The following is a 13,975-nucleotide window of genomic DNA, read 5'->3' as shown; positions in this document are numbered from 1 at the left end:
CGCTCGGTCGACGCTGCTCGACCAGCTGGAGATCAGCGCGGCCAGGGAGCGATGGGGTTCCCCTGCCAGCGGGTGTGGGCCGGGACCACGTCGCCGCGCATGACCAGCGATGCCGGCCCGACGGTCGCCGAGTCGCCGAGTCCGGACGCCGGTAGGGCGACGCAGTGCGGGCCGAGGGTCGCCCCCGCCCCGAGCGTGACACGGTCGATGGCCATGACCCGATCGTGGAACAGGTGGGTCTGCACGACGCAGCCGCGCTGCACGGTCGCGCCGTCGCCGAGGGTGACGAGGTCGGCCTCGGGCAGCCAGTAGGTCTCGCACCAGACGCCGCGGCCGATCTTGGCGCCGAGCATCCGCAGCCACAGGTTGAGGATCGGCGTGCCGGTCGCGGCGTTGGCGAACCACGGAGCCGCGACTGTCTCGACGAAGGCGTCGGACAGCTCGTTCCGCCACACGAACGAACTCCACAGCGGATGTTCGCTCACCGTGATGCGGCCGACGACCAGCCATTTCGCCGCCGCTGCGGTGACGCAGGCGATCGCGCCGACGACGAGCAGGAGCAGACCGCTCACCGCTGCCGCGACCCCGTAGTGCTCATGGACAGCCACATACTGCAGCGCGAGCAGCAGTCCGACGCCGAGCCCGAACGACACCATGACCGGCACCAGGCGCAATGTCTCGATCAGCGAGCGGGCGACCTTGAGCGTCGCCGGCGGGTCGAAGGTGCGTGAGGTGTCGATCTCGGCGGCGGTGCGGCGCAGGCGGACCGGTGGGCTGCCCAGCCAACTCGAGCCCGACTTGGCCCGGTCGGGCGTCGCCGACAGCACGGCCACCAGACCGTTCTTGGGGACCTTGCGCCCGGGGCCGGTCATGCCGGAGTTGCCGAGGAAGGAGCGCTTGCCGATCTTCGCCTCGTCGATGTGCAGCCAGCCGCCACCGAGTTCGTACGACGCGACCATCGTGTCGTCGGCGAGGAAGGCGCCGTCGCCGATCGTGGTGAACTTGGGGAGCACGAGCGCGGTCGAGATCTCGGTTCCCTCACCGACCTTCGCGCCGAGGATGCGGAACCACGTCGGGGTCAGCAGGCTGGCATACAGCGGGAACAGATAGGTGCGGGCCGCGTCGAGAAGGCGTTCGGTGATCCAGACCTGCCAGCCGACGCGGGACCGGACCGGGTGATACCCGGTGTGGAGCCCGATCGAGGCGAGCCGGACCAGGACCGCGGTGATCGCCGCGAACACGAACAGGCTCGTGACGGTGGCCACGGGTAACAGGATCAGCGCCCGGATCCCGACGTCGCGCAACCGGTCCGCGGTCAGCGCCCAGGCGCCGATGACGGCCAGGCCGGAGGCGAGCGAGAGCAGGGGGATGGCGGCGAGCCCCAACGACGACAGTCCGTAGATCGGTACCCACCACGTCGCCCGCGGGGGCCGGTGGTCGGGCCAGGGATGCTCGGCCTTGCCGATCTTCACCGCGGGCGACCCGGCCCAGTGCTGCCGGGCCTTGACCCGGCCGAACACCGCCGAACCCGGGGCGACGACCGCGTCACGTCCGACGACCGCACCAGGGGTGAGCGTCGACCGGGCACCGATCGACGCGCCGCGTTTGATGGCGATCTCGCCGATGTGGACGTCGTCGCCGTCGATCCACCATCCGGAGATGTCGACCTCGGGTTCGACGGACGCGCCGTCCCCGACCGTGAGCAGTCCGGTCACCGGCGGGATGGTGTGCAGGTCGACGCCGCGCCCGATCGACGCACCGAGAGCCCGCGCGAGGTAGATCATCCACGGCGCACCGGACAGGTTGGCGGCACCGCTGGCGTCGAGGAGTCGCTCGGCCACCCAAAGCCGGACGTGGACGCTCCCGCCCCGCGGATGAACGCCCGGAGCGACCCCGGCGAGGAGCACCCGCGCACCGAGCGCCGCGATGCACATGCGACCGGGCGGGGTGATGAAGATCAGGAACGCCGCGAGCAGGACCCACCAGTTGATCTCGACCAGCCACTCGACCGTGCGATCCATCCGGTCGGCGACGAGCAGCGCCACGTTGTTCGCCACACCGAGCCATGTGGCCCACTGCAATCCGGTGAGCGAAGTCAGCGGGATGGTCAGCAGGAGCTGCGCCAGCCCGGCCGAGCGTGGGGTCGGTTCGACGAGGCGTTCATCGATGCTCGTCGTCGGGCGGCGGGCGTCGAGCATCTCGGCCATGGACCCGAGGCGCGGACGGTCGTAGAGATCGGCCACCGAGATGTCGGGGTAGCGTTCCCGCACCGCGGTGACGAGCTGGGCCGCGGCCAGTGATCCACCGCCCTCGGCAAAGAAGTCGACGTCCGGGCTGGAGACGGTCATGCCGAGGACGTCGGTCCACAGCTGCGCCAGCCACAGTTCGGTCTCGCTGAGTTCAACGTCGTCATCCACTGGTCTGTCGCTGCCCGGCAGGGGCCAGGGCAGCGCATCACGATCGACCTTTCCCGAAGTGCGCGTAGGCAATTCGTCGACGAGGGCGAGGGTGGGGACCATCGCGGCGGGCAGCTGTCGCCGCAGCTCGGCGTGCGCCTCGGCGACGTCGAAGCCGGGATCGGCCGACACGAGATAGCCGACGAGCAGACTGTTGCCAGCCGCGGACTTGCGGACCGCGGCTGCGGCTCCGCTCACGCCGGGCAGGTTCTGCAGAGCGTTGTCGATCTCGCCGAGTTCGATGCGCCGTCCGCCGACCTTCACCTGGTCGTCGGCGCGGCCCATGAACAACAGGCCGGCGGTGTCCAGGCGCACGAGATCGCCACTGCGATAGGCGCGTTCCCAGCCGAGCGTGGGCATCGGTGCGTACTTCTCCGCGTCCTTCGCGGGATCGAGGTAGCGCGCCAGGCCGACGCCGCCGATAACCAGTTCGCCGACCTCGCCTTCGGCCACCGGTTGGCCCTGGGCATCGACGACCGCGAGATCCCAACCGCGCAGCGGCAATCCGATACGGACCGGGCCGTCGCCGCCCAGCGGGGCGGCGCACGCCACGACCGTCGCCTCGGTGGGGCCGTAGGTGTTCCACACCTCGCGACCTGTGACGGCGAGCCGGTCGGCGAGCTCGGGCGGGCAGGCCTCGCCGCCGAAGATCAACAGCCGCACGGCTTCCAGCGCCTCCGGCGGCCACAGGGATGCCAGCGTGGGAACCGTCGACACGATCGTGATGTCGCGCGCCACCAACCACGGACCGAGGTCCATGCCGCTGCGGACCAGCGAGCGCGGTGCGGGCACCAGGCACGCGCCGTTGCGCCACGCCAGCCACATCTCCTCGCACGAGGCGTCGAACGCGACCGACAGTCCGGCCAGGACACGGTCGTGCGGGCCGATCGGGGCGTCCGGCAGGAACATGGCCGCCTCGGCGTCGACGAACGCCGCCGCGTTGCGGTGGGTGACCGCGACGCCCTTCGGCTTGCCGGTGGAACCGGAGGTGAAGATGATCCACGCGTCGTCGTCGGGTGTGGGGCGGGCAGGAGATTGCGCGGGCGTCGACGCCGGTTTCGTCGAACGGGGTCCGTCGGCGTCGACGATGGCGTCGACCTCGGCCTCGCCGAAGACGAGCTCGGCGCGTTCGTCCGGGTCGTCGGCGTCGACCGGCACGTACGCGGCGCCGGCATAGAGGGTCGCCAGGATCGCGACGTACAGGTCCCGCGACCCCGACGGCATCCGGATGCCGACCCGGCTTCCCCGCCCGACGCCGACCTCGCCGAGACGTGCGACCGTGCGGCGGACCACGGCCAGCAACTGGCCGTAGGTGAGGGTCATCTCGCCGTCGTCGATGGCCGCGGCATCCGGGTGTGCACGCGCGGTGGCGGTGAGCACGTCGCAGAGGGTGCGCGGCGGGTCTGCCTGTGCAGACAGGAGGAATTGAGGTGGAATGGGCACCTAAGCGGCACCTGCCGGGCGCATCCGCGATCTGGTCACGAGTCCGAGAATATAGCCGACGAAGGTGACCGAACGACCTCGACACCGTGAACGGCGACCCCGACGAACGGACTGAAACGGACGCTCCCGGGGTGTACGTTCGGGCACAGGAGGAATCTGATGCCCATCGTTCATCACCGTCGGCCGAGCCTGCGGTCGTTCCCCATCTGGTTCGGTGCGCGTGCGCTCCTGAAACCGACCCTGGCGCTGTGGCCGATCAACAAGCAGGGGCTGGCGGGGCTGTTCCTCATCGACCGCATCTTTGCCGTTGGACCCAAACCCCGCGGCGTGGTCCGTGAGCAGCTGGTCCTCGCCGGGCGGCCCGCCGAGCTGATCATGCCGGTCGGACCGTCCCGCCGGGACGGCGACACCGCGATGCTCTACCTGCACGGCGGCGCCTTCGTGGTCTGCGGGCTCGGCACCCACCGATCGATCGCCGCGCGGATGGCGCGGGCGTGTGAGGTGCCGGTGTTCTCACTCGAGTACCGGCAGCTGCCGAAGGCCGGTGTCGGGACGTCCGTCGTGGACGCGGTCGACGCCTACGCCGAGCTGATCAACGAGCGTGGCTTCCGGCGGGTGATCGTCGCCGGTGACTCGGCCGGCGGTTTCTTGGCCGCGAAGGTGGTCGAGGCGGCCACGGCGCGCGGCCTGCCCACACCCACGGCGCTGATCGGGTTCTCGCCACTCCTCGACATGGACCTGGGGGTCCACCCGGACCGTTCGAGTCGATCCGACGCCTATCTGCCCAAGTCGAAGATGGCCCGGTTGGCGCCCCAGTTCGATCAGGGGCCCGTCCAGCTGACCGGCGTGCGCCGCATCGCCGACGCCGATCTCACCTCGTTCCCGCCGACCGTGCTGGTCGCGGCCGAAGGTGAGATGCTCGAGCCCGACGTCATCGACCTCGTCGAGTCGCTCGACGCTGCGGGCGTCACGGCCGTGGCGCACCTCTACGCATGGCAGGTGCACGCCTTCCCGGTGTTGAGCGCCCGCCACCCGGAGACCCTGGACGCGGTCGAGGTGACCGCGGCCTTCGCCGCCGAAGCGATCCGAGAGGGCAAGAGCACTGACGAGCGAACGGGCAAACGGGCCGGCTGACGGGGTGAGTACCCCGAACCCGGCGACTCCGGATGCGGTGAACCCGGGGCAGTCGTACGCCGACGAGCTGGAGACCAGACCGCCCGGCGCAGTGGACGCCCGGTTCACCCTCGCCGCCGAACGAACGCTGCTCGCCTGGGTGCGGACCGCACTCGGCTTCATGGCGGCCGGTATCGCGGTGGTCTACCTCGCTCCCGACGAGACGACGCCGATGGTCGACGTCGCGCTCGGCGTCGTGATGGTCGGACTCGGTGCCTCGCTGGCGGTCCTCGGCGCCTGGCGGTGGCGACGGACCACGCGAGCGCTGACCACCGGCGGCGAGATGCCGGGGCCGGCGCAGGTCATGCTCGTGGTCGCTGCGATAGTGGTGGTGGCCGTCCTCGTCGCGGTTGCCATGGTGATCCAGTCCTGACCTGCGCTCCACAACGGCACTCTGCCCATGTCGGCGGCCGCGACCATCAGCTGTCCACCACTGCAGGAGATCATCGTGACCACCGGCCCCGACTTCTCGCGGAGCGCGCAGACGTTCTCGATGACGCTGACAATCGTCGGCGCGACCATCCTCATCTTCTGCATCGGCTGGCTGACGGTCGGCTGGTGGCAGGACGGCCGGTGGTTCTGGGTGGCCGTCGGGATCGCCGTGGTGATCGTGAACGTCGTGCTGATCGCCATGCAGCTCCGCCGCCGCCTCGGTGAGCGGGTCAAGGACACCGACGATCGCCCCCGGCGCCGCGGCCTGATCGACAACTTCGACGACCTCGACGACTGAATCACGCGCCCGCGTCTGCCCCCGCTCCCTGAGGAGCGGCCGGAGCTTGCGGAGGCCGCGTCACGAAGGGTCACGCCGTCAGCGAATCCGAGTCCTCGGGGTCGTCCTCGGCGAACTGCGTCCGGTAGAGCTCGGCGTAGCGTCCGTTGCGCGCCAGGAGCGTCGGATGATCACCGCGTTCGACGACACGCCCGGCTTCGAGCACGACGATCTCGTCGGCGGCCCGGATCGTCGACAGCCGGTGCGCGATGACGATCGAGGTCCGTCCCTCGAGGGCCTCGCCGAGCGCCGCCTGGACCGCCGCCTCCGACGTCGAATCGAGATGCGCGGTCGCCTCGTCGAGGATGACCACCGACGGTTGTGCGAGCAGCAGGCGGGCGATCGTCATGCGTTGGCGCTCACCGCCGGACAGCCGGTAACCGCGTTCGCCGACGACGGTGTCCAGTCCGTCGGGCAGTGAGCCGACCAGCTCGTCGAGCCGAGCCCGTCGCAGTGCGTCCCAGATCTCGTCGTCGGATGTGTTCGGCTGGGCGAGCACGAGATTCGCCCGGATGGTGTCGTGGAAGAGGTGGCCGTCCTGGGTGACGAGACCGACGGTTCGGTGGACCGATGCGGTCTGCAGTTTCCGAATGTCGACTCCGGCCAGCTGGATCGAGCCCTCGTCGACGTCGTAGAGGCGGGTCGCGAGACTCGCGATGGTCGACTTGCCGGCACCGGAACTGCCCACGAGAGCCACCATGCTGCCGGCCGGGACGTCTAGGTCGACATGGTGCAGGACCGTCGTGCCGGCCCGATTATCCAGTTGGGCAACCTCTTCCAGTGATGCCAGCGACACCTTGTCCGCCGCCGGATAGGCGAAGGACACGTCGTCGAATCGGACGGACACCGGCACGGGCCGCCCGCTCTCGGTGCCGGGCACCGGGACCGCGTCGGGTGCGTCGGCGATGAGGGGTTGTAGGTCCAGGACCTCGAAGACGCGCTCGAAACTGACCAGGGCGCTCATGATCTCGACGCGTGCGTTCGCCAGGGCCGTGAGCGGCGCGTACATCCGGGTGAGCAACAGAGCCAGTGAGACGACCGCGCCCGCGGACAGATGATCCTGTACCGCAAGCCATCCGCCGAGCCCGTAGACCAGGGCGAGGGCCAGCGCCGACACCAGCATCAGCGTCGTCATGAAGTATGCCTGCAACATCGACCGTCGTACGCCGATGTCGCGCACCCGGTCGGCGCGGTCGGCGAACTCGCGCGACTCGAGATCGGGACGCCCGAACAGTTTCACCAGCGTGGCGCCGGGGGCGGAGAAGCGCTCGGTCATCTGTGTCGACATCCGGGCGTTGTGTTCGGCGGCCTCGCGGGAGAGTGCGGCCATGCGCCGGCCCATCCGTCGCGCCGGTATCACGAAGACCGGCAGCAGGATCAGCGCCAGCAACGTGATCTGCCAGCTGATCGCGATCATGACGCCCAGCGTCAGGGTGAGGGTGACGATGTTCGAGACGACGCCGGACAAGGTGTCGCTGAATGCGCGCTGGGCGCCGATGACGTCGTTGTTCAGCCGGCTCACCAGGGCCCCGGTGCGGGTGCGGGTGAAGAACGCGATCGGCATCCGCTGCACGTGGTCGAAGACAGCTCGCCGTAGGTCGAGAATGAGACCCTCCCCGATGTTCGCCGACAGCCACCGGACCCCGATTCCCGCGGCGGCCTCGGCGACGGCGATCAGCGCGATGGCGACCGCGAGTCCGACGATCATCATCTCCGAGCCGCTCTCGGTGATGAGGTTGACGACGCGACCCGCCAGCAGCGGGGTCACGACGGTCAGCACAGCGGTGAAGACCGACAGCAGGAGGAACCATCCGATCCGGCGTCGGTGCGGTCGGGCGAACCCACCGATACGGCGAAGTGTCACCCGGCGGTCGCCCCGCAATCGCTTGCTGCTGGGCTGGGTGGAGGACTTGTACATCATGTCCCAGGCCACGGACTGCATACTCATGCCGTCCACGGTAGAACTTAAACCCAACTTGAGGTCCAGCGTGTTCGCTGCGGGAGGAATCCCGAGTGCGGATGTGCTGGCCCGCCACCGGCCGGTTGAGGTCCCGTCCGGCTCCCGACGTCGGCGTCTGTCCGCATGCTCTACGTTGGTATGCGAGGTCACACGACGATTGGGCCGACTCCGCAGACCGGCCCGCGCCGGCGGGTGAGGGCCGGTGGCAAAGGAGCGATGGACATGGCAGAACTCAAGCTCGGTTTCAAGGCATCGGCGGAGCAGTTCGATCCGCGCGAGCTGGTGGAGATCGCGGTCGCGGCCGAAGAGCACGGCATGGATTCGGTTGCGGTGAGCGATCACTTCCAGCCCTGGCGGCACAACGGCGGCCACGCCCCGTTCTCGCTGGCCTGGATGGCGGCGGTCGGCGAGCGCACCAAGCGCGTGCAGATCGGCACCTCGGTCATGACCCCGACCTTCCGCTACAACCCCGCGGTCATCGCGCAGGCCTTCGCCACGATGGGCTGCCTCTACCCCGGACGCATCATGCTCGGTGTCGGCACCGGCGAAGCGCTCAACGAGTACGCGACCGGCTTCCAGGGAGAGTGGCCGGAGTTCAAGGAACGCTTCGCGCGCCTGCGCGAGTCCATCAAGCTCATGCGCGAACTGTGGACCGGCGAAGAGGTCAACTTCGACGGCGAGTACTACCACACGCAGGGCGCCTACATGTATGACATTCCCGAGCAACCGATCCCGGTCTACGTCGCCGCCGGCGGGCCGGTGGTCGCACGCTACGCCGGGCGTGCCGGGGACGGCTTCATCTGTACCTCGGGCAAGGGGCCCGAGCTCTACACCGAGAAGCTGCTACCCGCGGTCGCCGAGGGTGCGGCAAAGGCCGAGCGCGATGTCGACACCATCGACAAGATGATCGAGATCAAGATCTCCTACGATCCCGATCCCGAACTGGCGCTGGAGAACACCCGCTTCTGGGCCCCGCTGTCGCTGACCCCGGAGCAGAAGCACAGCGTCAACAGCTCGACCGAGATGGAGCGGCTGGCCGACGAGCTCCCGATCGAACAGGTCGCCAAGCGGTGGATCGTCTCCTCCGACCCCGACGAGGCCGTCGAGAAGGTCAAGTTCTACACCGACGCCGGGCTCAACCACCTCGTCTTCCACGCCCCCGGCCACGACCAGCAGCGGTTCCTGGAGAACTTCGAACGCGACCTCGCACCGCGCCTACGTAAGCTCGGCTGATCACGAAAAACCCTGCGCGACCGCGGCGTCGAGCATCTCGAGCACCCGTTGAACGGGCGGTAGGTCGAGTCCGCTCTGTCGTACCCGGACCCGCACCTCGCGTGCGGGCGTCGGGTCGACGATGGGAACTGCCGTGACGCCGGGCGGCAGGTCGACGAGCGCGAGCCGGGGGACGACGGTGAGTCCGACCCCGGCCGCGACGAACCGTATCGCGGTCGGGTAGTCCTGGGTCTCGACACTGAAGTCGGGTACGAAACCGACCGACGTACATGCGTCGAGCACTGCCTGCCGGCAGGGGCCCCGCGCCACGTCGTTGTCGACCCACGGCACCTGGGAGAGTTCGCGCAGGGTCACCGACTCCAGAGCCGCCCAGGCTGAATCCACGGGTACGACAGCGGAATACGGGTCGGTGGTCAGCCGGCGTCCGACGAACCCGGCCACGTCCGCGGACGGGCGTTGACTGTCCTCGACATAGATCTCGATGTCGGGTGCCGCCGACGACGGGCCCATCAGCTCGATGAGGCGGAGATCCAGTCGCAATCCGGGGAATTCGCGCGAGATGGTGGCGACGATCGGCGGGATCCAGGTGGCGCCCGCCGAGGCGAAGTAGTTGATGCGCAGCTGACCGAGCCGGCCGTCGCGCAGCTCCGAGATCAGACCGTCGATACGGGCGATCTGCTCGAAGACGGTGTCGGACTCGCGGGCCAGGATGGTGCCGGCCTCGGTGGGCACGATGCCGCGACCGTCTCGCTCCACCAGCGACAACCCGGTCTCGCGCTGCAGGGTGGCGATGTGCTGGCTGACCGCTGACGGCGTGTATCCGAGCGAGGCCGCGGCTCCGCCGATGGACTGCTCGCCGATGACCGAGCGCAGAACCCGGAGGCGGTGGATGTCGACCATGGGGCGACGATACCGCGGCGACTGTGCAGCGGCGCTGAAATGTTCGGAACAAGTATTCACTTGTCCTGAAGTGCCGGATGAGTGAATCTGGAACACATGTCCTCGCGCCCGACACCGGCATCGGCTGGGTCCGCCACCGCATCCCTGCCGGCTCTGGCCGCCGTCGTCACCGTCGTGCTGTGGGCGTCGGCGTTCATCGGCATCCGCGCGCTCGGTGACACGTTCTCGCCGGGTTCCATGGCGTTCCTGCGGTTGCTGGCGGCGGTGATCCCGCTGACTCTCATCGTGGTGGTGGTACGTCTGCGCCCACGGACAACCGGGGCGCCGGCCCGTCCGCTGCTACCGCGCGGCCGTGCGCTCGCACTGGTGACGGCGTACGGGGTCGCCTGGTTCGCGGGTTACACCGTCCTGTTGAACTGGGCCGAACGCCACCTGGACGCCGGGACCGCGGCGCTGCTGGTGAACCTGGCACCGATCCTCGTGGCCGTCGCCGCGGGACTGTTTCTCGGAGAGGGGTTTCCGCGTCATCTCGTGATCGGTATGACGATCGCCTTCGCCGGTGTGGTGCTGATCGCCGCCGGCGGGTCCGCCACCGCGGACGCGCACGCCGACTGGCTCGGTATCGTGCTCGGGGTCGGCGCGGCGGTTCTGTACGCGACCGGGGTGCTGATCCAGAAGTCGGCCCTGCGTACCGTCGACGCGCTGACCGCGACCTGGTTGGGTGCGGTCGCCGGCCTCGTGGCCACCGCGCCCTTCGCCCCCGTCGCTGTCACCGAGCTGTCCGGCGCCGAGTCGGGGGCGATCTGGGCGGTGATCTACCTCGGGGTCGGGCCGACCGCGATCGCGTTCTCCACGTGGGCCTATGCGCTGGCCCGCACCGACGCGAGTGCGATGGCGGCCACCACCCTCGTGGTCCCCGCGATCGTCATCGTCCTGTCGTGGGCGCTGCTCGACGAGTTGCCCACCGGCGTCGGCATCGTCGGGGGACTCCTCTGTCTCGGTGGGGTCGCCATCGCCCGGCGGTTGCTGCCGATGAGACCGCGTACGGGCCGGTCGGCGCGTAGCCTGGACGTGTCGTCGCCGACGATGACGCCCTCCGATACACGACGCGTTCCCGGCACGACCGCAACCGAGGAGACATCGCCATGCGCAAGTTCGTCGTCGGTCTCGCCATCGGCGGATCACTGACTTTCGCCACGGCGACAACGCTTCTGGCTGTCGACTCGGAGTCGCCCGCGGCGTCGCCCAGTGTGAACTGCGGACCGCTCGCCGGTTCCGGACCGATCCCCGGGTGTTCGTACCGCGTCGACGGGACCCGGTTGCAGATCAGTCTCTACAACAATGCGACGCGCAATCCGTCGGTGGAATGCACCCTCACACCGAGCGGTGCGGTCCATCCCACGGCCGCCATCACGATGGGGCCGGGGGCGCGTGGGGTTCTCACGGCGTCGGTGTATCCGAATGTGCCGAGGACCTTCGTCGTCCATTGCCTCGGCGGCGGTGCGGGTGCCGACCGCGTGGACCGGCAGACCACGATCACCGCGCGCGCCGAGACGCCGGAGCCGGCGCGTACGACGCCTTCGGTCCGCCGTACGTCACCGGCGCCTGTCCCGTCGGCGCCTTCGACGTCATCCGAGCCGGAGGGCCCCGCCGAGATCACCACGACACCTCCGACCACCGAGGACGCCGCACCGGAGCGCGCCGTGACCACGACGACCACCACGACGGTTCCCGCCGCATCCTGATTCGCTACGGTTTTCGCATGGATCGTGACCGCATGGTGGATGTCGGAGTCGGGCTGGTGTCCCGGTTCGGGGCCAAGACGCTGAGTCTGACGTCGGTGGCCCGGCACGCCGGGGTGGCGCGGGCGACCGCCTACCGGATGTTCGGCGGCCGCGAAGCGCTGGTCACGGCCATCGTGGAACGCGAGGTGTCGCTGCTGCGGGTCAAGTTGATCGAGTGGTCGGCGACCGCGCCCGACGCGGCGGGCAAGATCCACGCGCAGGTGGTGAACGTGCTGCCCTACATCCGCAACCACGACGCGTTGCAGTACGTGCTGCGCAAGGAGCCGGAGGAAGTGGTCCGCGCGCTCGTCGCCACCAACGATTCGGCCGGGCCCACGCTCATCCATCAGATCGTGTCGGAGGCCCTGCCCGATCTGGAACCCGAGATCGGGGACCAGCTGTTCCCCACCCCGCGGGGGGCCGCCGAGTTCCTCGTGCGCACCATCTACTCCCTCATGCTCATCCCCGACAGCTTCCTGAGTGACGAGCAGATCGCCGAACTGGTCGTCCGGGCGATCGTCCGAGACGACACCGAGAGCGGTGGCGCGCCGACGGGCGGCAACCGGCCGGGCCCGGTCCGATGACCGGCGAGCACGTGTCCGACGAAACCGCGATCCCCGTCGTGGGGATGCTTCGGCCGCGCTGGGGAGACCCGGCGTGCACGGCCGAACTGCCCGGCGCCGCGGCTGCGCTGGCCGGGGACCGGAAAACCGACGCCGGCGTCGACCCGGGGACGATCTCGCCGGCTCGGTCGACGGTCGATGCTGCTGTCCGCGAAGAGGTCTCGGCTGTCGTCGGCGCCGACCACGTCTCCGACGCGGACGCGACACGGGTACAGCACACGCGCGGGTACTCCACCCCGGACATCCTGCGGTTGCGCGCGGGTGACGCCGACGACGCGCCCGACCTCGTCGTGTACCCGGGCGACTACGAGGAAGTGGTCGCGATCCTGCGGTTGTGTTCGGAGCGACGGATCGCGGTGGTGCCGTTCACCGGCGGGACGTCCGTGGTGGGTGGGTTGACGCCGGACCGCGCCGGATTCGCCGGCGTGATCAGTCTCGACCTGCGCCGTCTCGACCGCGTGGTGGAGATCGATGAGATCTCCCGGACGGCGACCCTGCAGGCCGGTCTGCGCGGACCCGCGGCCGAGGCGCTCCTGCGCGAGAAGGGTTGGACCATCGGTCATTTCCCGCAGTCCTATGAGGGCGCCGGGATCGGTGGATATGCCGCCACTCGCTCGGCCGGCCAGTCCTCGGCGGGGTACGGGCGCTTCGACGAGATGGTCGAGGGTCTCGTGTTGGCGACTCCGCGGGGAACCATCGAACTCGGTACCGCGCCGCGGTCGGCGGCCGGACCCGACCTGCGTCAGATGGTCCTCGGGTCGGAAGGCGTGTTCGGTGTCATCACGAGCGTGCAGATCCGTATCCGTCCGGCCCCGACGACCCGCGTCTTCGACGCCTGGCGGTTCGCCTCGTTCGCGGAGGGCGCGACCGCTCTTCGTCGGCTGGCCCAGGACGGTCCGCTGCCGACGGTGCTCCGGCTGTCCGACGAGGTGGAGACGGCGTTGAATCTCGCTGATCCCGTCGGCGCCGGGAGCGAAGCGAGCGGGCCGCATGAGAGCGGCGCCGGGAGCGAGCACGGCGATGACGGGGCCGGGTGCCTGGTCGTCGCCGGGTATGAGGGCGCGGCCGACGAGGTGGCGCGGCGACGCGATGCGGCGTCGTCGATGTTGATCGAAGCCGGTGGCAGCGCACTGGGAGATGGTCCCGGGGAGGCCTGGCGGACAGGACGTTTCGCGGGACCGTACCTTCGCGACCCGTTGCTCGATGCCGGGGTGTTGGTCGAGACGCTCGAGACCGTCGCGTTCTGGTCGCGGCTGCACGACGTGCGCGCCGCGGTGACGGCCGCGCTGACGGACTCGCTCACCGCGTCGGGTACGCCGCCGCTGATCATGTGCCACGTGAGTCACGTCTACGCGTCGGGTGCCTCGCTGTACTTCACGGTCGTCGCACCGTTCGCCGACGACCCGCTGGCGCAGTGGGCGGCGGCGAAAGTCGCGGCCAATTCCGCGATCCGGGCGTCCGGTGCCAGCATCACCCATCATCACGCGGTCGGGCGGGATCACCGTGACGCGTACCACGACGAGATCGGGCCCCTGGCCCTGGACGCGTTGCGGGCGGTGAAGGCGTCGCTCGATCCCGACGGTGTGTGCAACCCGGGTATTCTGCTCTGACGCCCGACTCCGGGACCGGGGTTG

At 69.6% G+C, this 13,975-nt stretch carries 11 protein-coding genes; 8 read left to right on the top strand and 3 right to left on the bottom strand.

What is annotated here, in order from left to right; genetic code table 11:
• Positions 1–32 precede the first annotated feature (32 nt).
• A complete protein-coding gene (locus QAD21_RS21685; RefSeq protein ID WP_159371588.1) occupies positions 33–3,899 on the bottom strand; it encodes a Pls/PosA family non-ribosomal peptide synthetase in 3,867 nt (1,288 codons plus the stop codon).
• 159 nt (positions 3,900–4,058) lie between these two features.
• Between QAD21_RS21685 and QAD21_RS21680 the strand changes: the two genes are divergently transcribed.
• The 3 genes from QAD21_RS21680 (at position 4,059) to QAD21_RS21670 (ending at position 5,802) form a co-directional block, all read left to right on the top strand.
• Positions 4,059–5,033 carry an alpha/beta hydrolase gene (locus QAD21_RS21680; protein WP_159371587.1) on the top strand — a complete coding sequence of 325 codons (975 nt, stop codon included), beginning with the start codon at positions 4,059–4,061 and terminating at the stop codon, positions 5,031–5,033.
• A gap of 4 nt (positions 5,034–5,037) precedes the next feature.
• Positions 5,038–5,445 (top strand): DUF202 domain-containing protein, encoded by a 408-nt coding sequence (locus tag QAD21_RS21675; protein ID WP_159371586.1) that lies wholly within the window; start codon positions 5,038–5,040, stop codon positions 5,443–5,445.
• Positions 5,446–5,520: 75 nt separating this feature from the next.
• On the top strand, positions 5,521–5,802 hold the full coding sequence (locus QAD21_RS21670) for a hypothetical protein (protein WP_159371585.1): 282 nt from the start codon (positions 5,521–5,523) through the stop codon (positions 5,800–5,802).
• 70 nt (positions 5,803–5,872) lie between these two features.
• Here the strand turns inward: QAD21_RS21670 and QAD21_RS21665 are convergent, their stop codons facing one another.
• Entirely contained in the window at positions 5,873–7,789 is a 1,917-nt protein-coding gene (locus QAD21_RS21665; protein WP_058249912.1) for an ABC transporter ATP-binding protein, read from the bottom strand.
• Positions 7,790–8,023: 234 nt separating this feature from the next.
• Here QAD21_RS21665 and fgd point away from each other — a divergent pair, with 234 nt between their 5' ends.
• Positions 8,024–9,034, top strand: a complete 1,011-nt coding sequence (fgd, locus tag QAD21_RS21660) for a glucose-6-phosphate dehydrogenase (coenzyme-F420) (protein ID WP_065630452.1) — start codon at positions 8,024–8,026, stop codon at positions 9,032–9,034.
• Here the strand turns inward: fgd and QAD21_RS21655 are convergent, their stop codons facing one another.
• Positions 9,035–9,934: a LysR family transcriptional regulator gene (locus QAD21_RS21655; RefSeq protein WP_078113230.1), complete on the bottom strand. Its 900-nt coding sequence runs from the start codon at positions 9,932–9,934 to the stop codon at positions 9,035–9,037.
• A 96-nt stretch (positions 9,935–10,030) separates the two neighbouring features.
• Between QAD21_RS21655 and QAD21_RS21650 the strand changes: the two genes are divergently transcribed.
• Genes QAD21_RS21650 through QAD21_RS21635 form a run of 4 tightly spaced genes read left to right on the top strand, consistent with a single transcriptional unit; the run spans position 10,031 to position 13,951 of the window.
• Positions 10,031–11,122, top strand: coding sequence for a DMT family transporter (locus QAD21_RS21650; RefSeq protein ID WP_280360245.1), 1,092 nt, complete (start codon positions 10,031–10,033; stop codon positions 11,120–11,122).
• The gene (locus QAD21_RS21645) at positions 11,080–11,679 is read left to right on the top strand and encodes a hypothetical protein (RefSeq protein ID WP_280360244.1); all 600 of its coding nucleotides are present in this window, start codon (positions 11,080–11,082) and stop codon (positions 11,677–11,679) included. Before QAD21_RS21650 ends, QAD21_RS21645 begins: the two co-directional genes overlap by 43 nt.
• 17 nt (positions 11,680–11,696) lie before the next feature.
• Positions 11,697–12,302, top strand: coding sequence for a TetR/AcrR family transcriptional regulator (locus QAD21_RS21640; RefSeq protein ID WP_065630369.1), 606 nt, complete (start codon positions 11,697–11,699; stop codon positions 12,300–12,302).
• Positions 12,299–13,951: an FAD-binding oxidoreductase gene (locus QAD21_RS21635; protein ID WP_280360243.1), complete on the top strand. Its 1,653-nt coding sequence runs from the start codon at positions 12,299–12,301 to the stop codon at positions 13,949–13,951. Before QAD21_RS21640 ends, QAD21_RS21635 begins: the two co-directional genes overlap by 4 nt.
• Positions 13,952–13,975: the final 24 nt, after the last annotated feature.

Origin of the sequence: Gordonia sp. SMJS1, assembly GCF_029866425.1 — a bacterium.
In the GTDB taxonomy this organism is placed as follows: Bacteria; Actinomycetota; Actinomycetes; order Mycobacteriales; family Mycobacteriaceae; genus Gordonia; species Gordonia hongkongensis.
Note: the sequence above shows the minus strand (reverse complement) of the source record. Positions and strands in the feature narration are given on the sequence as shown.